This is a genomic window from Microcoleus sp. B9-D4 (assembly GCF_036705105.1).
In the GTDB taxonomy this organism is placed as follows: Bacteria; Cyanobacteriota; Cyanobacteriia; order Cyanobacteriales; family Microcoleaceae; genus Microcoleus.
In genome coordinates this window covers 101,424-123,507 of sequence record NZ_JAUBTS010000018.1, presented here as the reverse complement: position 1 = coordinate 123,507, position 22,084 = coordinate 101,424, and the positions used below count along the sequence as shown (strand labels likewise).

20 protein-coding genes, 2 rRNA genes and 1 pseudogene are annotated in these 22,084 nt (G+C 45.0%); 11 read left to right on the top strand and 12 right to left on the bottom strand.

Features of this window, described 5'->3' with window-relative positions; translation table 11 throughout:
- Window positions 1-138: 138 nt before the first annotated feature.
- Complete coding sequence (locus QUB24_RS13780) at window positions 139-495, bottom strand: CU044_2847 family protein (RefSeq protein WP_333153720.1); 357 nt, start codon at window positions 493-495, stop codon at window positions 139-141.
- A 149-nt stretch (window positions 496-644) separates the two neighbouring features.
- Between QUB24_RS13780 and QUB24_RS13775 the strand changes: the two genes are divergently transcribed.
- From QUB24_RS13775 to QUB24_RS13760, 4 genes are all read left to right on the top strand, one after another.
- Entirely contained in the window at window positions 645-4,220 is a 3,576-nt protein-coding gene (locus QUB24_RS13775) for an nSTAND1 domain-containing NTPase (protein WP_333153719.1), read from the top strand.
- Between the two features lie 66 nt (window positions 4,221-4,286).
- Window positions 4,287-4,652, top strand: a complete 366-nt coding sequence (locus QUB24_RS13770; RefSeq protein ID WP_333153718.1) for a hypothetical protein — start codon at window positions 4,287-4,289, stop codon at window positions 4,650-4,652.
- 189 nt (window positions 4,653-4,841) lie between these two features.
- Window positions 4,842-5,582 carry a Uma2 family endonuclease gene (locus QUB24_RS13765; protein ID WP_333153717.1) on the top strand — a complete coding sequence of 247 codons (741 nt, stop codon included), beginning with the start codon at window positions 4,842-4,844 and terminating at the stop codon, window positions 5,580-5,582.
- A gap of 229 nt (window positions 5,583-5,811) precedes the next feature.
- Window positions 5,812-6,093, top strand: coding sequence for a YiaA/YiaB family inner membrane protein (locus QUB24_RS13760; protein WP_015176943.1), 282 nt, complete (start codon window positions 5,812-5,814; stop codon window positions 6,091-6,093).
- A gap of 172 nt (window positions 6,094-6,265) precedes the next feature.
- Here QUB24_RS13760 and QUB24_RS13755 read toward each other — a convergent pair whose 3' ends face one another.
- The 6 genes from QUB24_RS13755 to QUB24_RS13730 form a co-directional block, all read right to left on the bottom strand.
- Window positions 6,266-6,736: a ferredoxin gene (locus tag QUB24_RS13755; protein WP_333153716.1), complete on the bottom strand. Its 471-nt coding sequence runs from the start codon at window positions 6,734-6,736 to the stop codon at window positions 6,266-6,268.
- A gap of 77 nt (window positions 6,737-6,813) precedes the next feature.
- The gene (locus QUB24_RS13750) at window positions 6,814-7,200 is read right to left on the bottom strand and encodes a DUF1257 domain-containing protein (RefSeq protein ID WP_333051955.1); all 387 of its coding nucleotides are present in this window, start codon (window positions 7,198-7,200) and stop codon (window positions 6,814-6,816) included.
- 40 nt (window positions 7,201-7,240) lie between these two features.
- Window positions 7,241-7,450 (bottom strand): DUF2997 domain-containing protein, encoded by a 210-nt coding sequence (locus tag QUB24_RS13745; RefSeq protein WP_015176940.1) that lies wholly within the window; start codon window positions 7,448-7,450, stop codon window positions 7,241-7,243.
- Between the two features lie 365 nt (window positions 7,451-7,815).
- The gene (locus tag QUB24_RS13740) at window positions 7,816-8,688 is read right to left on the bottom strand and encodes an ABC transporter permease (protein WP_333153715.1); all 873 of its coding nucleotides are present in this window, start codon (window positions 8,686-8,688) and stop codon (window positions 7,816-7,818) included.
- 44 nt (window positions 8,689-8,732) lie between these two features.
- A complete protein-coding gene (locus QUB24_RS13735; protein WP_333153714.1) occupies window positions 8,733-9,404 on the bottom strand; it encodes a hypothetical protein in 672 nt (223 codons plus the stop codon).
- On the bottom strand, window positions 9,401-9,796 hold the full coding sequence (locus QUB24_RS13730; RefSeq protein WP_333153713.1) for a RusA family crossover junction endodeoxyribonuclease: 396 nt from the start codon (window positions 9,794-9,796) through the stop codon (window positions 9,401-9,403). Before QUB24_RS13730 ends, QUB24_RS13735 begins: the two co-directional genes overlap by 4 nt.
- 297 nt (window positions 9,797-10,093) lie before the next feature.
- On the opposite strand from QUB24_RS13730, the gene QUB24_RS13725 reads away from it, so the two are divergent.
- Both QUB24_RS13725 and QUB24_RS13720 read left to right on the top strand, forming a co-directional pair.
- Window positions 10,094-11,422 carry a pitrilysin family protein gene (locus QUB24_RS13725; RefSeq protein ID WP_333153712.1) on the top strand — a complete coding sequence of 443 codons (1,329 nt, stop codon included), beginning with the start codon at window positions 10,094-10,096 and terminating at the stop codon, window positions 11,420-11,422.
- 595 nt (window positions 11,423-12,017) lie between these two features.
- The gene (locus QUB24_RS13720; RefSeq protein WP_333153711.1) at window positions 12,018-13,046 is read left to right on the top strand and encodes a C39 family peptidase; all 1,029 of its coding nucleotides are present in this window, start codon (window positions 12,018-12,020) and stop codon (window positions 13,044-13,046) included.
- Window positions 13,047-13,183: 137 nt separating this feature from the next.
- On the opposite strand, the gene nadC is transcribed toward QUB24_RS13720, so the two are convergent.
- Window positions 13,184-14,044 (bottom strand): carboxylating nicotinate-nucleotide diphosphorylase, encoded by an 861-nt coding sequence (nadC, locus tag QUB24_RS13715; protein WP_333153710.1) that lies wholly within the window; start codon window positions 14,042-14,044, stop codon window positions 13,184-13,186.
- Window positions 14,045-14,714: 670 nt separating this feature from the next.
- On the opposite strand from nadC, the gene QUB24_RS13710 reads away from it, so the two are divergent.
- On the top strand, window positions 14,715-15,350 hold the full coding sequence (locus tag QUB24_RS13710; protein ID WP_333153709.1) for a class I SAM-dependent methyltransferase: 636 nt from the start codon (window positions 14,715-14,717) through the stop codon (window positions 15,348-15,350).
- A 120-nt stretch (window positions 15,351-15,470) separates the two neighbouring features.
- Window positions 15,471-15,644, top strand: a pseudogene (locus QUB24_RS13705) (type II toxin-antitoxin system VapC family toxin); the annotation flags it as partial.
- A gap of 265 nt (window positions 15,645-15,909) precedes the next feature.
- On the opposite strand, the gene rrf (QUB24_RS13700) reads toward QUB24_RS13705, so the two are convergent.
- The 4 genes from rrf (QUB24_RS13700) to sufR all read right to left on the bottom strand — a co-directional run bounded on the left by rrf (QUB24_RS13700) (window position 15,910) and on the right by sufR (window position 17,970).
- Window positions 15,910-16,026: ribosomal RNA gene (gene rrf / locus QUB24_RS13700) — 5S ribosomal RNA — on the bottom strand.
- 394 nt (window positions 16,027-16,420) lie between these two features.
- Window positions 16,421-16,537 (bottom strand): 5S ribosomal RNA (gene rrf, locus QUB24_RS13695).
- A gap of 208 nt (window positions 16,538-16,745) precedes the next feature.
- Window positions 16,746-17,153 carry a hypothetical protein gene (locus tag QUB24_RS13690; RefSeq protein WP_333153708.1) on the bottom strand — a complete coding sequence of 136 codons (408 nt, stop codon included), beginning with the start codon at window positions 17,151-17,153 and terminating at the stop codon, window positions 16,746-16,748.
- A 118-nt stretch (window positions 17,154-17,271) separates the two neighbouring features.
- Window positions 17,272-17,970 (bottom strand): iron-sulfur cluster biosynthesis transcriptional regulator SufR, encoded by a 699-nt coding sequence (gene sufR, locus QUB24_RS13685; protein WP_333153707.1) that lies wholly within the window; start codon window positions 17,968-17,970, stop codon window positions 17,272-17,274.
- Window positions 17,971-18,156: 186 nt separating this feature from the next.
- Here sufR and sufB point away from each other — a divergent pair, with 186 nt between their 5' ends.
- The 3 genes from sufB to sufD all read left to right on the top strand — a co-directional run bounded on the left by sufB (window position 18,157) and on the right by sufD (window position 22,019).
- Window positions 18,157-19,596 carry a Fe-S cluster assembly protein SufB gene (gene sufB, locus QUB24_RS13680; protein WP_333153706.1) on the top strand — a complete coding sequence of 480 codons (1,440 nt, stop codon included), beginning with the start codon at window positions 18,157-18,159 and terminating at the stop codon, window positions 19,594-19,596.
- Window positions 19,597-19,887: 291 nt separating this feature from the next.
- Entirely contained in the window at window positions 19,888-20,679 is a 792-nt protein-coding gene (gene sufC / locus QUB24_RS13675) for a Fe-S cluster assembly ATPase SufC (protein ID WP_333036165.1), read from the top strand.
- Window positions 20,676-22,019 (top strand): Fe-S cluster assembly protein SufD, encoded by a 1,344-nt coding sequence (sufD, locus tag QUB24_RS13670; RefSeq protein ID WP_333153705.1) that lies wholly within the window; start codon window positions 20,676-20,678, stop codon window positions 22,017-22,019. Before sufC ends, sufD begins: the two co-directional genes overlap by 4 nt.
- The last annotated feature ends 65 nt before the right edge of the window (window positions 22,020-22,084 follow it).

Genomic DNA, 22,084 nt, shown 5'->3' with positions numbered 1-22,084 from the left:
TTGTTATTGTGGGATGGGCGTCCCGCCCGTCCTTTTTGGACGGGCGGGACGCCCATCCCACAAAATTGTGGAAGTTATTTAATTCTCATTCCTTAGTTGGGTTTACTTAATTAGCTGCGATTAAGGATTAAGAACGGTTTAAGACTTTTCGCTTGCAGTAGATTTAGGAAACTTGCACTTTACCTCAATTTCTAAGTTGCCTTCTGCTGAACCTTCCGTAATGTAAGGGATGCCAGCTTTGCCACCCATTTTGATACCAAATTTCAGTGTTAGTTCTTCAACCTCAGCCGCACCAAAATCTTTAAAAGCCGTGACAGCATACATAGCATAACTGCGAATTAGCACGCGAGCTTGCTGCATCCGGTTAATCGCATCGCTTCGCACGTCCCTCTCTTCGTCAAAAGGACTATCCTCCTGTGAGGTTGCAGCTTCGTCAATTGTGAATTCGTATACTTCACCATCTGCTTTAAAAGCGAAACGCTGTAATTCTGACATAATGTTACCTTTTGTTAAGTTTATGTAGAGTTTGCTTAAAGATCGAGCTTGCTTCCAGAAAGTTGAGTTATTCTAGCGATAGAATTAAAACAGCTATTTAGGGTGCGTGTCAACTAAGGCAGTATTTTTTTAAATCCAGGTTGAACTAAATGGCTCGTTACGCCCTTGTTATTGGTATTGCTCAGTATCAAAGCTCCAACCTCAAACCCCTCTCTAAAGCGGCTACTGATGCTGAAGTTGTTGCACGGGTATTAGAGGAATATGGCCAGTATACTGTTACTCGACTGCCACATCGCTGGAACGCTGAGACCCAACGTTTTGAAGTAGCACCGCAAAAAAGTGTTTCTGCTGATGAGGTATGTGAAGCTCTGCAAACTTTGCTCTTGGAACAAGGTACGAAAAGTGATGTACTGATTTATTTTGCCGGTCACGGTCTGACTTTTTTTGATAACTTGGGGGAGCAAAAAGGAGCATTGGCTACTTCTGACTGTCAAGTGGAAGTCGTGGGAAGACAGGTGGTCAATTATAAATACGGGATTGATTTGTCAAGCCTCAATCGGCTAATTAAGAAGTCAGATATGAGCAGTTTGGTAATGTTGTTGGACTGCTGTCATAGTGGATATTTTCTTGAAAGTCAGCTAGTGCAACAAACTTTAACCGCTTTCAGTACACAAAAGGATTATTATTTAATTACGGCTTGCCGGAGTTTTGAGACTGTAAAAGCTTTGGCTGGGGAAGCGCACGCCATTTTTACAGGAGCTTTGCTGAAGGGTTTGGCATCGGAAAATGCTAGTAGAAATGGGCAGGTCAGTGGCGATCGCCTATTTGATTATATCAGCAATGAACTTAAGGGCACTCAGTGGGGGCAAGAAGCGATTCGTATGGGCTGGGGCCGCTGCATTACTCTGGTAACGTATCCGCAACTAGAGACTTCGGCTACTGAAATTACTTTCGATCGCACAAATCCCTATCTGGGACTCTCTGCTTTTGAAGCTGAACAAGAGAAGTATTTTTGTGGGCGGGAAGAAGCAGTTCGGACACTGATTACTCACCTGACAAATAGCCGTTTTTTATCCGTTCTCGGCTATTCTGGTTCTGGCAAATCTTCTTTAATTAAAGCGGGATTGCTGCCACAGTTAAGTCAGGATAGAATTCCTGGCAGCAGTCAGTGGCCGGTTGAATCTTTTACTCCTGGAAAACACCCCCTCGGAAAACTGGTGGAGATTCTAGCTCGACATCGAGAGCAGAATCAGCTTTTTGTAATTTTTATAGATCAGTTTGAGGAGATATTTACTCTCTGTGAAGATGAAGCCGAGCGACAGAGTTTTATCCGCCTGATCGTAAAGGAGATGAATGATACTGAGCGAAAGAGCCGGATGATTATTGCACTTCGTGGAGATTTTTTAATTCGCTGTGCTAATTATCCAGAGGTTTTAAGTTTGATCAATCATATTCCGACTACAACTTATATTGTGAAGTCGCTAGGGATTGAAGAGTTGCCAGAGGCGATCGAGAAACCGGCCCAACTGCACGGGGTAAAATTTGAGCGTGGGTTAGTATCCCAAATTGCCCAAGATGTGGCCGGTCAAGCGGGAGCATTACCGTTGTTACAATATGCTTTGAAGGAGTTGTGGCGAGTCTGCATAGAAAAAACAGAATCATCAGAGCCCTTACTGACGAAAAAAGGCTATGAAGAAATTGGCGGCGTTCAAGGGGCTTTGGAAAATCGAGCTAATGTGATCTACCAAAGTCTTAGTGATGGCGATCGCACTTTTGTACGCAAACTGTTTATGGAATTGGTGCAGTTGGGTGAGGGTACGGAGGTAACGCGCCGGCGGGTTGATTGGGATAGACTGAGGGCGATCGCGGATTCTCCAGAGCAGTTAGAGCGGGTAATTGGGCTGTTGGCTGGGGCGCAGCAGCGTTTAATTATTGTGGATGAAAACACGGTGGAAGTGGCTCACGAAGCTCTGTTGTGTCGGTGGAAGTTACTGAGTGATTGGATTGAAGAGGATCTGGAGAATATTCGGATTTGTCGGCGCTTAGAGGTAGCTTGTCGGGAGTGGGAAGAAACTTATGGTAAGTCAGATGATGCGCTGTTGACGGGTGCGCGATTGGCGGAGGTTGAGGAGTGGGAGAAGAGGGTGCAGCGGCATTTGACTGAGGATGAGAGGGAGTTTTTGCGGAAGAGTGTGGGTAGGCGCGATCGGCAGATTCAAGCTCAATTAGAACAAGAGCGGCAACTGCGAGAACTTGCCGAAGCTAACGCTAAAGTCGAAGCGGCAAGAGCTGAAGAGGAAAGAGCTAAAACTATAGCTCAGATGGAAAGAGCGCTCGCGGCCGAGGACAAAGCGAATGCAGAAGCGGCAAGAACGAGAGAAGCAGAAGCTAGAGTAAGAGTTCAAAAGCACAGAACGAGGTTAGCGATTATTACGGGTGTATTTGCAGTTTTCACGCTAGGATTCGGAATAATAGCACAACTACGTCAAAGACAGATTGTAGAACAAGAAGCAATGACTGTTGGAACCTTGATATCTACACCCCAAACATTATTTAATAATCAAGATCAACTTGGGGCAATGATAGCTGGAATTAAAGCACTCTCTGCCTTAGAAAAACTTAAGGGTAAAGATGCGGTAGTTCCGGATGAGCTTAAGTCTGTAATCGCTAAAGTGCGGGAATACAATCGATTAGAACATAGTCAACCCCTTACAGTTGTGAATTTTAGCCCAAATGGTCAAACTATTGCTACTGGGAGTATGGATGGTTCTATAAATATATGGACTGCTGAAGGAAAATTTTGGCAATCCTTGTCTAAAACATTAGGACACAAACAGGTAGTTTGGAGTATAGACTATAGCCATGACGGTGCCATTGCCTCTGCTGGTCGCGATAAAGTAGTTAAAATTTGGGATGCTAGCGGAAAGTTTATCAAAAATCTTACTGGTCATACAGATGCAGTCTATGACGTAAATTGGAGTCCAGTTAAAAACACAGTTGTTTCTTGTAGTGGAGATGGTACTGTAAGGCTATGGGATGTTACAACAGGCAAAGAAATTGACTCTTTGACTAATCAAGGAAAACTTCTAAGACTAGACTTTAGTCCAGACGGTTCAAAAGTTGCTTTTGTTGGAAATGATAATAAGGTTAATATATGGAAGATAAAACGTAAGAACAATGAGCCTAGAACTATAACTATTGGCAAACATGATAATAGAGGTCAAGATCGAGTTCGAGTTACCTTTGTAAAGTTTAGTGGAGATGGTACTCTTCTTGCCTCTAGCGATTACGATGGGAACATTAAATTGTGGAATATGAGAACAAATCAGGAAATAACTACTGTTAAGTCGGGTACTCAAATACAGGGATTAGCCTTTAGTGCAAAAGAAAATAATACGATCGCTGCTGCCCTTGTTGATGGAACAGTAAAACTGTGGAATTTAGATGGTACTCCTCGTCAAGAAAAGCTCGAAGGTCATCATGATGAAGTTATGTCATTAAGTTTTAATCTAGCTTCGAGAGGTGAAATAGTTATTGCCTCAGCCAGCGAAGACAAAACAGTAAAGCTATGGAAAATAAAGAATTCTATACACTTTGATTCCAAAGCAAAAAACCTGTTAAAATATAGTTGTGATTTTTTGTCACAATATTTCCAGACACATGATAAATTATCGTCGGAAGGTCAGGAGAGCCGTACTATTTGCCAAAAAACTAGAAGTGAATGAGATTTAGCGTTTACTGCATAATTTTTCAGTCAATTAAGAAAAAAATCAATTCATAGGGAGAGAAAAATGGAGTTATTTCAAGCCTCTGTAAAAATTGTTAGACCAGCGTTGAGCCGAGTAGAAGGATTGCCAAATAAACCTAGCGAGCGAGCACGTAGAGATTTTGAAAGTATTGCAAAAGTTCAAAACAAACTCAAAGAACTGGTAAAGAGTGTTTTGATTACTGTGCAAGATTGCGTTCCAGCTACACTGGACTGCAAAGAATCTCAAAGGAAAAAAATATTAGGAGTTATAACAACAGTGTTGGAAAATTATGACTTCAACAATTCTACAGGATCGTATAATATTGACGACCTAGTAGAGTACCTAGACGAACTTGTCAAGAACCCTGAATTGATTACTCCACTTCTAAACGAGCCTGTGGGTGATTAAGTTTCTCAAAACACGAAACAAATCACTATAAATTCTACTGACATGATGACACAGGATTTGTTTTAAATACTCCCGCAGCACTGTGAAGGAGTATGTTTTTCATACCACCACAAAAAAGCGATCGCCCTCTCCAACCTCTCCAACCCTCAAAAGTTATACTAAAATCAGCACGCCCAACCATCAAACAGCATGGTACAACAACTCACCCCTGAAACCAAACCAGAAATCATCTACCCAGAGAGCGACGGAGAACCAATGGCAGACAATACCAAACAATTCCGCTGGATTGTCACGGTTAAAGAAAATCTAGAAATCTTGTTTGCCAACAACCCCGAAGTCTTCGTCGCCGGAGATTTACTCTGGTATCCCCTTCAAGGAAATAACAAAATTCGCCAAGCACCCGATGCAATGGTAGTCTTTGGCAGGCCAAAAGGTGACAGAGGTTCTTACAGACAGTGGGAAGAATATCACATCCCTCCCCAAGTCGTCTTTGAAATCTTATCCCCCGGCAACCCTGCTGGAAAAATGGGACAAAAACTCCTGTTTTATCAGCGCTATGGAGTTCAAGAATATTACATTTACGATCCTGACGACATCGAATTGAGCGGCTTTGTTCGCAATGAAGATTGGTTGGAACCAATTTCCGAGATGAATGGTTGGGTGAGTCCGCTGTTGGGAATCCGTTTTCAACTGACAGAAAATACCCTAGAAATTTATCGTCCAGATGGCCGGAGGTTTCTCACTTCTGTGGAAATGGATCAACTCAGAGAACAGGAACGGCAAGAAAAAGAACTTGCTCAAGCTCAAGCTCAACAGGAACGGCAGCGTGCAGAGGAAGCGATCGCCCAACTTGAACAAGAACGACAGCGTTATCAAGCTTTGCTACAACAAATACAGCAGCAAACCATAGACCCCGGCCCTAGTAATTAACAATACGAATCCAACTAAATCAATCTCCCTTAGTCCAGTTTTCAAACTGTCCACTCCCACCAAGTCTTTCGAGAGCCTTAAACCCTATCTACAGCGTTCTAATTTTTAGTCAAAAGCCCGATCGCACTGTTCACTTATCGAAACTGTCCCCTGCTCTCCTGACCGCTTCAGTCGCACTATCTATGCTTTAAGTTAATCCACCAAAAGATATATTTGACCTAGAGGCACTATGCAGAAACAAATCATACGCCAAAAAGATACTAATGCTTGGATACTTCAGTGCTGGGTTTCTTTTATTCTTGCCCTTTCCGCAACTACTGTAGGTATCATTTATTTACAGGTAGACCCCTGGCAGAAAGCTTTTATGGGTATGGGTTTAACTTTTTCAGTCGGCTCGTCTTTTACTTTAGCAAAAACCATTCGCGATAACAACGAGGCATCAACATTAACTGCCAGAATCGACGAAGCTAGAGTTGAGAAAATTCTCGCTGAGCACCATCCTTTGAAATAATCGGCGACGCATCACTCGGCGGTTGAAACCGCTTCTTGTCAAACAAAGTCCCTCTCGCTTGAGAGTAAGAGATCGAAAACGTGAAAGTTATATTTTGTATAAAAACAGCCCGCGCGGGCTGTTTTTGTTTTTTGAGCCACAGGTTTCAAGCTGCGGATGGCAATTGTGGATTTCAATGGCTACCTTTGAACTTACGATCGCCCAACTTATTCTTTTGTCGCTGGCGAATACCGGCCTTAACTGTCGCCATATCCACCGGAAAACCAACGACAGGAATCACCTGATCCTTGCGTTCTTCTTCCAGATTCTTGAGTTCGGTGTAATCAACCCAGTGAATGCAATTCACCGGACAAGTGTCGATCGCCTCAGCAATCAAATCTTCAGAATCCCCGTCTTGTCGCACTACGCGCGATCGACCGTAATCCGGTTCAATATAAAAAGTATTGCGAGCAACGTGAGCACAGTGCTTGCAGCCGATGCAGGTAATTTCATCAACATAGACACCTTTTTGGCGCAACACACCGCCCAACTCTGGTTCCAAACCAGAGCGATCGGGCGCATCCCGCAAAAACCCCCCCAACTCCGGCTCTAAACCAGAGCGATCAATTGCTGTATCTATTCCGAGTCCAGAAAGCTCAGACATTTAGACCCCCACAATAGTAAATAAGTCCGCGCAGGCGGACTTTGATGAGACAAGATTGCAAAAATCTCGAAAAATTATTAAGCGCACCAGCGTTGCACCACCAAGCGGAGCGAACCGTCTTGATTTTGCTTTTGCTCAGAAATTTGGAAACCCTGCTTAGCGCTTTCATTCACCACAGTATGGTAAGCATAGCGCTGAGTCACCTTATTCAGAAAACGGTCTACAGACCAAGCTTGCTGCCAAAACTGCAAGTCAGCCACCAATTCATACTCAGTCCCGTTCCAGCTAAAACCTACGTCGTAGCCGTTTGTTTGCTCAATCACGACCTCAGCGGTGCTGGTTAGGCCGCGATAGCCACGCACCTCAGTCGGGCCAGACTTCCAGTCGATACCCAAGTCAGTTAAAGCAGCTTCCAAAGAATTCAAATTGCGGATCTGGGTCTTAATTTGGCTAAAGTGTGACATGGTGATTCCAAAAAAATTTAAGTGAACTCAACAAAAAAAATTACCAATCGCTAAAAGCCACTTGGGCCGTCGCTTCGGCTGACTGATGCAGCGCTTGCGTGAAATATTCAGATGTTGACTCTTGATGAAGCACCACGCCGAGCTGAGCTTCAATTGCAGCCGTTACCTCAGCACAGGAAGCACCGACAATGCCGGTGACTGTTTCCTGTACGCGGCCATCTGGATAGATCACAAACTCTAGTGTTTCCATAATGCGGGCTGACTGAATAGGAATATTGAGAACAGACACCGACACCAGCAAGCCAGGGACGATGCCTCCTGAAGTAGCTTCTTGAGAGTTGGCTGACTGAAAAAGCGCTATATCAATTTTGACGAATTGATAGGTTTTGAGTCACAACTTAACAGAAGTTATTAATAGGTAGAAGCAATACATCAGTTGTATGTAAAGTTTCGCGTAGATCGTGACAGCAGTCAAGTCACTATATATGTAGATTTTAGATTTTAGATTTTAGAGTGAGGAAGAAGGAAGAGGGGATGAACCGCAGAGGGCGCAGAGGGCGCAGAGGGAAGAAAGCAGAAGGTAAAAGGCAAAAGTATAAATTCCCCACTTCCCCTCTAATTCGCTCTGGGGTCTAAAACGTCTCGCAGGCCATCCCCCAAAAGGTTGAAACCAAGAACAGTCAAGGTAATCAGCAAACCGGGAAACAAAATAGTCCAAGGAGAAGAAAGAGCGTATCCGCCCTTAAAAGCATCAGAAAGCATAGTTCCCAACTCAGGAACCGGCGGCTGTGCGCCCAAACCCAAAAAACCCAAACCGGCAGCTTCTAGTGTCGCCGTACCAGTCGAAAGAGTTGCTTGTACCACTAGAGGCGCGAGACTTCCCGGTAAAATGTGGCGAAAAATAATCCGTAAGTCGCTGGCGCCCAAGGCCTTGACAGCCAAAACAAATTCTTGTTCCCGCAGAGACAGCACCATACTGCGAGTTAAACGGATGTAAATCGGAATTTGCACGAGGCTGACGGCGATAATTACGCTTTGCAGGCTCGGCCCGGTGACGGTAACAACGCCGATCGCCAGTAAAATCGAAGGAAAAGCTAACAAAATATCCGCCAAAGTGCCGATCGCAATTTCCAGCAACCCCCGAAAATACCCGGCCACGAGCCCCAAAAGCGCTCCCACAATTAAACCCGCACCCACAGAAACCAGGCTGACAAGTAAAGAGATCCCCAATCCGTGCCACACCCGCACCAACAAATCTCGCCCCAAACCGTCGGTGCCAAACCAATGTTTAGCGCTAGGAGCCACTAAGCGCGACAAATAATCTCGATCGACCGCCGAATCGTAAGGAGAAAGTAGGGGGGCCAACAGTGCCGCGATCGTCAGCGCTACAGTCAAAATTAAGCCGATTTTCCCCGAAGTCGATCGCCAAAATCGTTGAAAAGCTGCTTGTGGAAATATTAAGTTTTTCTGCAAATTTAGATTTTCCATCTTTTGCTGTCACCAAAAAAACTCAGGACTTATTGCCAAACTTTTTAGGACTGAGATAACTGTGGAGCCCATAAACTGATTAATTCATTGACAAGGGCGAGCAATTCAGATACAGACTCATTGACTTCGGGTGTCTGAAATCCATGAATAAATCGGTTTCTTACGCTTAAAAGTAGCATTGCTCGATCGTACTCTTCTATTGAAAGTTCTCCTTGCGAATACATATGTTTAATCAGAGATACAGTTGGAAATCTTTCAATTGGAATAATAGCCTCCTCAGCTCGTCTACGCAGGAGTGCTTCAAGTGTTCCCCAAAGTGATAAAAAAGCGCCTTCATTTTCTCCTAATGAGATCAGACGTTCACCCTGTGTTTTTCTACTAAAAACTTCTTCCCAAGATAATAGATTTACTTCATTCTCTTCGTCTTTCAGTAAAGCATCTTCAGTAATTAACAAGAAACGCCAGCCTGTATTTTTAGAAACGATTTCAGCAATTTCTTTCAACCTGTCTATGGATGTTTGTCTGGCCGAACGTTTGAATTCGATTATGTAACCTTCGGCTTCGTTCTTTTTTACAATCAAATTTGGACGATATGTCCCTAAATCGAAAGGGATCTGTTCGGGTTCAGGGTCAACCAATACTGTATAGCCTTCTTGTCGGTATTTGTCGGAAATTTTAGACACTGATTTGTCGTGTATCAATTTAGTAGCGGTCATAGATAACTCTCTAATGCTTTTGCTGAATTTATTCTAACGTAAACGCACTCACTGCCAGATATTATGCCACGGACCAACAATGACGGACATAAAGCAACGTCAAACGTGTCACTAAGCGAGCGACGATGCGAATCCACATCTGTGACAAGTGAATCATCCTCATAAACTAACCCAATTAGTGCGTCCTGTATGGGCTTTATTATATTGTCTGTGTCAACAGGGTCAGTATCATAGAGGTATACTAAAGTTAAATGAACGTTTCCTGAATAAGGAGTTCCTACCCAAGTTTTTGACGCTTCTGCACGCACAAATGCTTGCCAATCCTGTAGCTTGCTTCTGGGCCTCGTTTGCAAAGATACAGGGCGTCTTGGAATCAGAAACTCAAATTGCATTTACAACTCCGAAAAGTGAATGCGAAAAGAAGGGATTAAAGGCTAAATTCAAACTAGACTATAACTTGCAACTTTTAACAAATCAACTTTTGTTTTGTCGATCGCACTGATTTCTCATAACCCTCACGCCCTCACCGATCTCGCATTCCGCGTGAAGCGAAGCTATCCCGAAGGGAATCGCCCCCGACAACATCCCCACCAACCATCAGCCGTGGGATCAATCTAAAATCTAAAATCTAAAATCTAAAATCGGATGACCCTTTAAGATATAGAGAACAAGATAAATTTAAAAGCGCAATGACATCAACTCTACTCAAAACCTCAGCTCGATCGCCCCTCAACGCCCCAACAATCCGCCATTTCCCCAACGGCCTCACCGTTATAGCCGAACACTTGCCGGTCGATGCTGTTAACCTCAGCGTGTGGCTCAATTTAGGCTCAGCCGTCGAACCAGACGACATTAACGGCATGGCTCACTTTTTAGAACACATGATTTTTAAGGGAACTCCGAGCATTCCCAGTGGCGAATTTGAGCGGGCGATCGAGCAACGCGGCGCTGTCACCAATGCTGCCACCAGCCAAGATTACACTAACTATTACATCACCACAGCTCCTAAAGATTTTGCCGAACTAGCTCCCCTGCAAGTCGATGTGTTGCTCAACGCCAGCATTCCCGACGACGCCTTCGATCGCGAAAGGCTGGTAGTCTTAGAAGAAATTAGACGATCAGAAGACAATCCCCGCCGCCGCACCTATCAGCGATCAATGGAATTAGCCTTTGAAGTCCTGCCCTACAAGCGACCGGTACTTGGCCCGACTGCGGTAATCGAACAGTTGACAGCGCAACAAATGCGGGATTTCCACAGCAGCAGATATCACCCAGGGGCCATGACAGCCGTAGCTGTCGGCAATTTGCCAGTCGATCAACTAATAGAAATTGTCGCAGACAGTTTTGCAGCAAAAAGCACATCACAAAACAACAAAATAAATCTGCCTGCTGTCAGCAACTTTCACCCAGAATCCCAAATCCTGAACTACGGCAAAGAATCGCCATTTACAGAAACAGTCCGCCGCGAATTTGTAGACTCTGCCCTTCAGCAAGCCCGACTGATCGTGATGTGGCGAGTGCCAGGTTTCATGGAAATGTCCGAAACTTATGCCCTGGACGTTTTGGCGACAATATTGGGTCACGGCCGCACAACTCGCTTGGTTCAGGAGTTGCGCGAAGAAAAAGGGCTAGTCTCGTCAATTTCGGTCAGCAACATGACTCAGCGACTCGGCGGCGTATTCTCGATTTCTGCTCAACTATCGACAGAAAACTTGGCAGCAGTGGAAGCAGCCATCGTCCAACACATCCGCACTCTCCAAACCGAACTGGTGACAGATGCCGAAATTTCCCGCATTCGCACTCAAGTAGCCAATCGGTTTATCTTTGGTAACGAAACTCCGAGCGATCGAGCAAGTTTGTACGGTTACTATCAGTCGATGGTAGGAGATATCGCTCCCGCCCTCAACTATGCCGCCTGCATCCAAGCTCAGACTGCCGAGGATCTCCGAGAAGCCGCTGTCAAATATCTGTCTCCCGACGCAATGGGTGTTGTGGTAATTCGGCCGGACGAAGCATAAATCTGACTTCGCCTCAACAGGGCAATTCTGCCATCCCTCTGCTTCCCCGGCATCCAACAGCATTCGGAATTCGGCAGAAACAATGTCAACGCGCACCAGGGATTTTTAGTCAATAGTGCGTGAAATTCGATCGGCTCTCGCCTTGAAGGTTTTGTATCCAATAATTAGTATGAAGCCTTTAAGGTACGGGCGATCGGCAAAATTACCGTAATTTTATGAGACGATAAACTGGGAATTATTGACGAGCCAGCAATTGAGTCGAGGGAAACCGGGTTGATCGGCGATCTAAAATCTAAAATCTAAAATCGATCGGCAAAATTACCGTAATTTTATGAGACGATAAACTGGGAATTATTGATGAGCCAGCAATTTAGTCTAGGAAAACCGGGTTTATTGGCGATCGTAATTCTAAAATCTAAAATTTAAAATCTAAAATTTAAAATCGATTGAGCGACAAAATTACCGTAATTTTATGAGACGATAAACTGGGAATTATTGACGAGCAAGCAATTTAGTCTAGGAAACCAGATTTATCGGCGATCGTAATTCTAAAATCTAAAATCTAAAATCGATTGACAGGGGCACGCACGCAAGCATGAAATTACAAAACTTTCTCAACTCAGAAATTAGGTACGATGCCAAAGCAATCGCTGCAGACGACGAACTCAGTGGCCAAATTCAAAGCCGCCTCATTGACCTGGGTTTACTGAAGCCTCCCGTAGACGGAATTTTTGGCCCTCTCTCTACCGCCACCCTCCACCGATTTCAAACTCTGATGAAGTGCGGCGAAGCGGGTTTTTTGGGAGCAGTCACAGCCAAAAAGCTGATCGAAACCAAACCAGAGGACATTCCCACACAGCCCCTGATCCTGAAAACGCTCAGAGACACCATTTTTAAATCAAAACCGGTCGCGTCTTCTCAACTTCAGGACTCAGAAAAACAAGTAATACCAGCCGGAAAAGAGTTGGAGATCCTGGCTTTTGCTCCGGCTCGCTGTCACATCAGAGTTGCTCTCCGCAACGAGTCTTTCAAAGGTTCAGGGGTTTGGTATGTTTTCGGAGGGCACGCTCAAATTACTCAAGACAGCATTCTACTTTTTCCGAAACCTAATCCCCCAACTGTCAGGCTTGGCATTCCTTATCTATCGCAAATGGATAACTTGAATAATCCTACAGGTTCTTGCAATGTAACTTCATTAGCGATGTGTCTGGACTTTTTGAAGGTGCCACGGCGCAAACAAACCGGGCAATATGAAGACGAACTTTACGAATATGCGATCGCCAAAGGTTACAGTCGCTGGGATCCCTACGATTTAGCAAAAATTGTTAGAGATTACGGCGCTCAAGATTTCTTTACCGAGAATGCAACTATTGATGACGTTCAAGATTGGCTAGCCAGCGGAAATCCCGCTGTCATCCACGGATACTTCACGTCTTTCGGTCACATTATAGTTGCATCAGGCTACGACAGCGAGGGATTCTTCGTTCACGATCCCTATGGCGAGTGGTTCCGAACTGGCTACGATACAAGTGTCAGCGGTGCTTACTTGCACTATACTTACCGCTTAATCCGCAGCCTCTGTATACCTGACGGAAATTTTTGGGTTCATTTTATCTCGAAGTAATTGGGAATTGGGAATTGGGCATTGGGCATTGGGCATTGGGCATTGGGCATTGGGCATTGGGCATTGATTATTTGTTGGTTATTCACACCAACAAATAATCAACAGTAAACAGTCAACAGTCAACAGTCAACAGTCAACTAACTATTAATTTTCATGCTCAAATCCAGCCAAATCGATCGCGTAATCGGAGCACTGGTAGAAATATAGTCAACTCCGGTTTCGGCTACACTTCTAATTGTTTCTAAAGTAACATTGCCGGAAGCTTCAATTTTTACCCGATCGCTCTTTTGGCGAATTAGTGCCACTGCCTGCCGCATCAAATCACAGGACATATTATCTAACATGATAATATCGGCTTTGTGCTGCAAAGCTGTCTCTACCTCAGCCAGAGTTTCGGTTTCCACTTCGATCGTCAGCGGATAGGGGATAGAATTGCGAATTAGGGCGATCGCCTCTGCAATTCCTCCAGCCGCCGCAATGTGATTGTCTTTAATCATCACCGCGTCATCTAATCCCATCCGGTGATTGCTAGCACCGCCAACTTGAGTTGCGTATTTTTCCAACAATCTCAATCCCGGCGTTGTCTTGCGCGTATCCACCAATTGCACGGGCAAATCGGCAATTTTGTCAACATATTTCTGAGTCAAAGTAGCGATGCCACTCAAACGCATCGCCAAGTTTAATGCTACTCTTTCTCCGGTTAGCAGCGCATCGAAATTGCCGGAAATCTCGGCGATTACTTCTCCTTTTTCGCACAGTTTCCCTTCCGGTACTTGGGGGATAAAACTGAGGCTGCTGTCTAAAAGTTTAAATGTGCGATCGGCGATCGGCAATCCGGCAATGACTCCAGCTTCTTTGACAATCCATTTAGCAGTACCCTGGATGCTTGCTGTGGGAAATAAGGCCGATGTTGTGCGATCGCCCCTACCGATATCTTCTAGCAGCCAGTTGTGCAATAGGGAGTCTAAAAGTATCCAAGGTGGTAATATTGCTGTCATGTTTTTGTTGGTTGTTATATCAAGTTTAGGGCGAGCGGTGGGACGCAGAAATTGGGTTTTTTACGAAAACACTGGATTTGAGCCTTTAACGCTGGTAAAAAACCCGGTTTCTTTGGTATTTATGCGTAAGTCATAAGCCAGATTTGGGATGATATCTATTAGGAACGATAGTCGATCAAGTAATTTTATGCAACTTCCAAAACAATTGCCGCGATCGCATTTGAGTCTCGCCACCTCTTTTATGCAACACCATATCCACCCCTAACAGTTTGCTCAAACGGCGCAGTTTGGTAGTCCATCAGTTGACAAAGTTGGGTGTCGGTGCTTTAATTGGATGGACAGGTTTCCTTTGGTCGCAAAAAGAGTTTGCGCCCGAGAAAGCGGTTCATCTGACTCGAAAGCAAGCGGATGCTTTGCGGTGGTAAACTAGCAATGTTTGCAGTTTTATAGCCTGTAATTGGGTGTGATGCCGCGCAACTGCGACACAACGAATAGTTGGCCTGCTGAGATGTTGGTGGGGTGCGCCTGAAACGGATCTTTGAGTGTTCATGCTTAAGTTGGCGCGAGGTCATTATAGAGCGGTGTTTTTGGCTTTTGGTGAAGTAATCAGGCTTATATATCTATTTCGGGAACCAAGGTAGTTTTTATGTTCATTTTGGAGAAATAAAACATGGTCAATCGGCACGAGAAGTATGAAGTTCAGAATGTCCAACAAGATTTTTCTGAACACGATCCTTTCACCCTTGAAAGATATGAGCAGTTTTTCAAATTATTCCCGAAAGAAGCCATAAAAGTCCTTGATGTAGGGTGCAACACTGGTAGAGGTGGATTACGCCTCAAAGAGCTAAACCCAAACCTTACGCTATTGGGACTTGACTGTGTACAGGAAAGATTGGATGCTCTTCCCGAATGCTATTCGCAAAAAGTATATGGTCTATCAACAGATATACCTATTGAGGATCAAGTTGTTGATGTTATTGTCGCTGGTGAGTTCCTTGAACACCTGTACCCTGCTGACGTAGACAAAACATTATGCGAGTTTCAAAGAGTTTTAAAGATTGGTGGAAGACTACTGCTTACGACTCCAAATCCTAATTACATCAAAAGTAAAATTAGTGGAGCATCGGTTTATGGTATCAGTCATCTGACCCAGCATTTTCCGAAAGTTTTACGCTTTAGGCTACAAACGCACGGGTACTCAGGAGTTAAAATTTATGGCTCAGGCAAAGTATCACGGTATTTGGGTTGGTATTTCCCACTTATGGCTGTGTATGGTAGCTATCTCGTGTTAGCAAACAAGTATTGAGTGCAAGCTAACAACTGTGGTGCAGCGGACTACTGCGATCGGCTGGTGATGTTGCCAAAAATACGACAGCCGCTGACCATGATCTTTAGGCTGCCTCATCCCTCGGTAGGGGAAGGTATTATCGATGCAATTCACATTGCAGCAGCAACCGTTCACGGCTTGGATTACCTGTTAACCGGGAACTGTAAGCATATCGCAAACGCTCAAATCCAGGGAAAACTTGCAGAAATCAGTTTTGATTTCGGATACGAGTTACCGATCCTTTGTACGCCTTATGAATTACTAGGAAATTAATTTATGCTGACAGATGAAATCGTAGAATAAATTCAAAAAATTCGTGAAGAGTATGCCAAGTCTTTCAATTATGACTTGGACGCAATATTTGCAGACTTGCAGAAGAAACAAGCTGAAAGTGGCAGAGAAGTTGTGAAATTGCCGCCAAAGCGCATTTTAGCAGGGCGTTGGAGCAGACGGGGTAAAAATATTATGTGAAAATATTATGTGAAAAAACTAAAGCCCTTTTCCGTTGTTGCGGGAAAAGAGCTTTAATTTATTATTAACCTGGCACTGAGCTATTTTACCGGGCAGTGACCCGCCGAGTATCTTCGCCATAGCAACGTTTAACAACCGAGTTCGGGATGGATCGGAGTGGTTCCATTACATCATAAGCACCAGGAAAGCTTTGAAAACTTTTAATCCTGTGTCTGCGTTTAGCTTAATCTTAAGCTTGATGCGCTGCATCTCTTTCGCTCGACTTAATTACCTTATCAAGTTTTCCCTAGTCTGTCAACCCCAAAGTCAAAAGTTTTTTTTGACGCCCGAAATAGCCTCCAATAGCCGAGCTTCTGTCGCAATTTGCCTCTCATGCCGCAAAGACGCAATTACCAAATTCGTAAAAAAGTTTTCAAAACTTGCATCAAGTTCGATCGACCACAAATCTGCTGCTGGCGAAGAATATTGAGATTTCTACAAAGGGCCCAAGACTTGGTGTTGTGTAGATGCCTAATCACTCCCCAAAAAACTAAAGCCCTTTTCCGTTGTTGCGGGAAAAGAGCTTTAATTTATTATTAACCTGGCACTGAGCTATTTTACCGGGCAGTGACCCGCCGAGTATCTTCGCCATAGCAACGTTTAACAACCGAGTTCGGGATGGATCGGAGTGGTTCCATTACATCATAAGCACCAGGAAAGCTTTGAAAACTTTTAATCCTGTGTCTGCGTTTAGCTTAATCTTAAGCTTGATGCGCTGCATCTCTTTCGCTCGACTTAATTACCTTATCAAGTTTTCCCTAGTCTGTCAACCCCAAAGTCAAAAGTTTTTTTTGAGCGCCCAAAACCGCTGGAATGATCGGGGTTTGAGGCATGGTTTGGGGGTGGGGCCGATCGACCTTTAACTCACAAATCCAAAAAAGCCGCCTCGGTTCCCTGCTCTCTGCGAATCTTCCCGTCCTTCACAAACCACGCCACAACCTGCTTAACTGTTAATTGTTCGATCGCGCTTTCAGATTCTGTCGCAATTTGCCTCAACGGCCGCAAAGACGCAATTACCAAATTCGTAAAAAAGTTTTCAAAACTCGCATCAAGTTCGATCGACCCTTTAACACTCTCATCATTCTTAATCCAATCCATCACCTGCCCATTAGTCACCTCAGCCACAGGCTTCCCAGTCTCCCCAGCAATTTGCTTGAGCACCCTCAAAGCATAAATTGCCAGCCGCGCCGAAAACTTTTCCTTCGACGACAGCAGCGCCATATCAACTTCGGCGCACTCTTCCGGCTTTAAAAAATCTGCTAGCGGTTCCATATATTAAAAATTAGTAATTGCTAATCGGTAATCGGTAATCCGTGACATCCGTGACATCCGTGACATCCGTTACACTCATCCGTTGTCGAACTTCCATGCGTGACATCCGTTACATCCGTTACAAAATCCGTTGCCGAACTTCTTCCTTCCTTCTGGCAATCAAATAACCGCAGCGGTGTTCCCCATCAATAATCCAGTGAGTTCGCTCCACAATACAATCCGGCAAAACCGCCGCAAACATTTCCAACTCATTACCGCAGACACTCGGAAAAGTTTCAGCAACATTAGAAATCGCGCAATTGTGTTCCATCAACACAAATCGATCGCCCAAACCAGCGCGATCGCACATCCCAACCTCTACAGATTCTACAGGATAACACTCAGCCATGTAACCCTCAGCCCTGCGGAGTTCCATTAACTTAGTCACCCTCTCTTGCAGCGAACCCGCACCCACCAGCCGCCGATACTCCGTCGCCTTGCGCTGCCACTGTTTTTGCAAGATAGTAATCACTTGCTCGCGGCCGACGGTTTCCGCCAACGTATCCAGAAAAGAGACTGCAAAATCACCGTAACGATTCGGGAATCGATCGCGCCCCTGACTGGTAAGCTCATAAATGTGCTGCGGCCGTCCCATCCCAGCCTGAACCGACTGATACTGAATCAGCCCCTCCGCTTCCAAATCCTTCAAGTGACGGCGAATCGCCTGCGGACTGATATCCAAAGACTCCGCCAACTCAATAGCCGTCCCCTGCCCCCCCTTGAGCAAATATTGCAGGATGTCTTGTTTCGTGGAAGTCTGCTGAGTAGTCTCCATCATCTTCACAAAAAATTATTAATTTGACTTTGACAATATCACTGTTGTTAATGTAGCTTAAAATATACTAAAGCAACAAATCTGTTGTTTAACTTCCCCTTGCAGCCCCCAGAACTCGCCGGGCCCCCGACAGTTCCGCGTCTGCCATCTTTGAGAGACATATCCAGAACACTCGAAAGCGCAAAATTAATGAGCTCTACAGTCACAACCCTAGTCAACCAGCCGTATAAATACGGTTTCGTCACCGACATCGAGTCAGACACCATCCCCCGCGGCTTGAGCGAAGATGTAGTCCGCCTGATTTCCGCCAAGAAAAACGAACCGGAATTCATGCTGCAATTCCGCCTCAAAGCATACCGCAAGTGGCTGACAATGACCGAGCCCACCTGGCCTCACGTCAACTATCCCGCGATCGACTACCAACAAATTATCTACTATTCCGCGCCCAAACAAAAGCCCAAAAAGCTCAATAGTTTGGACGAAGTAGACCCGACATTACTCGAAACCTTCGAGAAACTCGGCATTCCCCTCTCCGAACAAAAACGGCTCGGAAATGTCGCCGTCGATGCCGTTTTCGACAGCGTTTCAATTGCCACAACATTTAGAGAAAAGTTAGCAAAAGATGGCGTTATTTTCTGTTCCATCTCAGAAGCCGTCAAAGATTATCCCGAACTAATAGAAAAATATCTGGGCAGCGTCGTACCAGTCGGCGACAACTTTTTCGCAGCCCTCAACTCCGCCGTATTCAGCGACGGTTCCTTTGTTTACATTCCCAAAGGCGTAAAATGCCCAATGGAATTGTCAACCTATTTCCGCATCAACAACGGAGATTCCGGCCAGTTCGAGCGCACCCTAATTGTTGCAGAAGAAAACAGTTCTGTGTCTTACCTAGAAGGCTGCACCGCGCCGATGTTTGACACCAATCAACTGCACGCCGCCGTCGTGGAATTGGTAACAATGGACAATGCCGATATCAAATACTCCACAGTGCAAAACTGGTACGCCGGCGACGCCAACGGCAAAGGTGGCATTTACAACTTCGTGACGAAACGGGGTTTGTGTCAAGGGGTTAATTCTAAGATTTCTTGGACACAAGTAGAAACCGGTTCCGCGATTACTTGGAAATATCCCAGTTGCGTGTTAGTCGGCGACAACTCGGTGGGTGAATTCTACTCGGTAGCGCTGACAAATAACAAGCAGCAAGCTGACACCGGCACAAAAATGATCCACATTGGTAAAAATACTCGCAGCACGATTATTTCTAAGGGAATTTCGGCGGGAAATTCATCCAACAGCTATCGCGGCTTGGTGAAAATGGGGCCGAACGCTAAAGGCTCTCGTAATTACTCTCAGTGCGATTCCATGCTGATTGGGGATAACGCTCAAGCGAATACTTTCCCTTATATTCAAGTGCAGAACCACACTGCTAAAGTGGAACACGAAGCTTCTACTTCTAAGATTGGGGAAGAGCAATTGTTCTTCTTCGCACAGCGGGGAATTTCGGCAGAAAATGCTATTTCGATGATGATTAGCGGTTTCTGTAAAGATGTTTTCAATCAGTTACCGATGGAATTTGCGGCGGAAGCTGATAAGCTGTTGAGTCTGAAGCTGGAAGGAAGTGTCGGATAATTTTCGCGGGCAAGAAACCCTTCCAGGCCGAGTCCATCGGTGACAACTTAAGCTCCCCGTCCGCCAGGGAATGAATTCCTTGGCTAATAGCTAAACTCCTCTAAACAGGACTAATGAGTTTAAAAATTTTCTTCTCAGTCCTCATAGCGAGGACTTTAGCTTTGAGACAGGGAATTCATTCCCTGGCGGACTATCGGTTTAACGTTAAATTGTCACCAATGGGCAGAGCCTAGGAACGAGAAGAACGAGCCAAAAAACTGTAAAGTGCATTGAGGAAAAGGACAAAAATAGATGATTGTAGAAAATAGTCAAGTGGTGCTATCCGTCCGCGATTTAACTGCGAATGTGGAAGATACCCAAATCCTGAAGGGTTTGAATCTGGAAATAAAATCGGGTGAAATTCACGCGATTATGGGCCCGAATGGTTCGGGAAAAAGCACTTTATCCAAGATATTAGCGGGTCATCCTGCTTATACGGTTACGGGCGGAGAAGTGACATTTTTGGGTCAAAATTTGCTGGAATTAGCGCCGGAAGAACGCTCTTTGGCGGGCGTATTTCTGGCTTTCCAATATCCTTTAGAAATTCCCGGCGTTAGCAATCTGGATTTCTTGCGCGTGGCTTACAATTCTCACCGCAAACATCGCGGCTTGGAAGAATTGGATGCTTTTGACTTCCAAGATTTAATCGAGGACAAGCTGGATATTGTCAAGATGAATGATTCTTTTTTAGGCCGCAGCGTAAATGAGGGTTTTTCCGGTGGCGAGAAAAAGCGGAATGAAATTTTGCAAATGGCGCTGTTGGAACCGAAATTAGCTATTTTGGATGAGACTGATTCTGGTTTGGATATCGATGCTCTCAAGATTGTCGCCGGCGGTGTGAATCAGTTGTCAACTGCTGAAAATTCGATGTTGGTGATTACTCACTATCAGCGGTTGCTGAATTACATTATTCCTGATTTTATTCACGTCATGGAAGCCGGTAGAATTATCTTGACTGGCCCGAAAGAGTTGGCGCTGGAATTGGAAGAGCGCGGTTATGACTGGGTTGTGGAAGAGGAAGCAGCAGGAGTAGGCGCGCGATGATGAATACGCAAGTTGCTAGTAGGGAAATGTTTTTGACTGATTTGGTGAATCAGTGCGGCAAGTTGGAGGCTGTTAATAGCAAAAGTGCGGCTTACGGGTTGCAGGATTTGCGGGCTGTGGCGACGGAATACGTGCTTTCTTCAAGTTTTCCGACGGTGAGGGATGAGGAATGGCGCTTTACTGATTTGTCGTCGGTGTTGCAAATTCCTTTTCATATACCCCAGAGCAATCAGTCAAAAGTTAAGCTGGCTGATATCATTATGCCAGTGAAAAATCGGGAGGATTTACCATTAAGATTGGTATTTGTCAACGGTTTTTATGCGCCGGATTTGTCAACGGTAGACTCGTTGGTTTTGCCGAATTTGCCGCTCGACTTTTACGCAGGTAATCTATCTAATGTACCCGAAAAATATCAAGGGCGCATCAGTGATGTTTTGAGCAAGCACAGACAGCAAACAGAGGTGTTTACGGCGCTGAATACTGCGGGTTTGGCGGATTCTGCGGTGGTGTTCGTGCCGGCCAATATGTCGATCGACCTTCCGATTCACTTGCTGTTCCTGACAGCGCCAGGTACATCTGGCACGATGTCCCAGCCGCACTGCTTAGTCATAGCTGAGCCGGGAAGCAATGTGACGCTGATTGAGGATTACGCAACTATCGGTAATGTACCAGCCTTTACTAATGCTGTAACCGATGTTGTTGTCGGCGAAAACGCCACTGTGAATCACGTTCGGCTGCAGCGGGAAGGTGGGGAAGTTGTTCATATCGGCAAAAGTGCGATCGAGCAATCTCGAAATAGCCGTTATACTTGTCATGCTATCAGTTTGGGAGGCAAAATATCGCGGCACAATTTAGAAGTTTTTCAGCGCGGCGAAGCCACCGAAACAACTTTAAACGGCTTAACCGTAGCCTTTGGCGAACAGTTATCAGACACTCACAGTGTAATCGATTTCAATCACCCTCACGGTACAAGTCGCCAATTGCACAAGTGCATTGTCGGCAACAAAGCTCGTGCTGTATTTAACGGCAAAGTTTTCGTTCGCAAAGCCGCACAATTAACAGATGCTGGACAATTGAGCCGAAACTTGTTGCTGTCGCCGAGAGCTCGTGTAGATACCAAACCGCAGTTGGAAATTGTTGCCGACAACGTTAAATGTTCCCACGGTGCAACTGTCAGTCAATTAGAAGATGATGAACTTTTCTACTTGCAAAGTCGCGGTTTGGATTTAGAAAGAAGTCGCTATTTGCTAATCGATGCTTTTGCGGCGGAAATGCTCAATCAATTACCGATTATTGGGGTGGCGAAAATGCTTTCAACCTGCATGGCTATCCAAGCATAACTCATAAAGATGATGACACAGCACTGCTGTGTCCCTACCACATCTTGCACCATTTTAAACAGCCT

Coding starts and splice junctions, on each gene's coding strand:
- QUB24_RS13780 (WP_333153720.1), bottom strand. CDS start 495: ATGTCAGAATTACAGCGTTTCGCTTTTAAAGCAGATGGTGAAGTATAC.
- QUB24_RS13775 (WP_333153719.1), top strand. CDS start 645: ATGGCTCGTTACGCCCTTGTTATTGGTATTGCTCAGTATCAAAGCTCC.
- QUB24_RS13770 (WP_333153718.1), top strand. CDS start 4,287: ATGGAGTTATTTCAAGCCTCTGTAAAAATTGTTAGACCAGCGTTGAGC.
- QUB24_RS13765 (WP_333153717.1), top strand. CDS start 4,842: ATGGTACAACAACTCACCCCTGAAACCAAACCAGAAATCATCTACCCA.
- QUB24_RS13760 (WP_015176943.1), top strand. CDS start 5,812: ATGCAGAAACAAATCATACGCCAAAAAGATACTAATGCTTGGATACTT.
- QUB24_RS13755 (WP_333153716.1), bottom strand. CDS start 6,736: ATGTCTGAGCTTTCTGGACTCGGAATAGATACAGCAATTGATCGCTCT.
- QUB24_RS13750 (WP_333051955.1), bottom strand. CDS start 7,200: ATGTCACACTTTAGCCAAATTAAGACCCAGATCCGCAATTTGAATTCT.
- QUB24_RS13745 (WP_015176940.1), bottom strand. CDS start 7,450: ATGGAAACACTAGAGTTTGTGATCTATCCAGATGGCCGCGTACAGGAA.
- QUB24_RS13740 (WP_333153715.1), bottom strand. CDS start 8,688: ATGGAAAATCTAAATTTGCAGAAAAACTTAATATTTCCACAAGCAGCT.
- QUB24_RS13735 (WP_333153714.1), bottom strand. CDS start 9,404: ATGACCGCTACTAAATTGATACACGACAAATCAGTGTCTAAAATTTCC.
- QUB24_RS13730 (WP_333153713.1), bottom strand. CDS start 9,796: ATGCAATTTGAGTTTCTGATTCCAAGACGCCCTGTATCTTTGCAAACG.
- QUB24_RS13725 (WP_333153712.1), top strand. CDS start 10,094: ATGACATCAACTCTACTCAAAACCTCAGCTCGATCGCCCCTCAACGCC.
- QUB24_RS13720 (WP_333153711.1), top strand. CDS start 12,018: ATGAAATTACAAAACTTTCTCAACTCAGAAATTAGGTACGATGCCAAA.
- nadC (WP_333153710.1), bottom strand. CDS start 14,044: ATGACAGCAATATTACCACCTTGGATACTTTTAGACTCCCTATTGCAC.
- QUB24_RS13710 (WP_333153709.1), top strand. CDS start 14,715: ATGGTCAATCGGCACGAGAAGTATGAAGTTCAGAATGTCCAACAAGAT.
- QUB24_RS13690 (WP_333153708.1), bottom strand. CDS start 17,153: ATGGAACCGCTAGCAGATTTTTTAAAGCCGGAAGAGTGCGCCGAAGTT.
- sufR (WP_333153707.1), bottom strand. CDS start 17,970: ATGATGGAGACTACTCAGCAGACTTCCACGAAACAAGACATCCTGCAA.
- sufB (WP_333153706.1), top strand. CDS start 18,157: ATGAGCTCTACAGTCACAACCCTAGTCAACCAGCCGTATAAATACGGT.
- sufC (WP_333036165.1), top strand. CDS start 19,888: ATGATTGTAGAAAATAGTCAAGTGGTGCTATCCGTCCGCGATTTAACT.
- sufD (WP_333153705.1), top strand. CDS start 20,676: ATGATGAATACGCAAGTTGCTAGTAGGGAAATGTTTTTGACTGATTTG.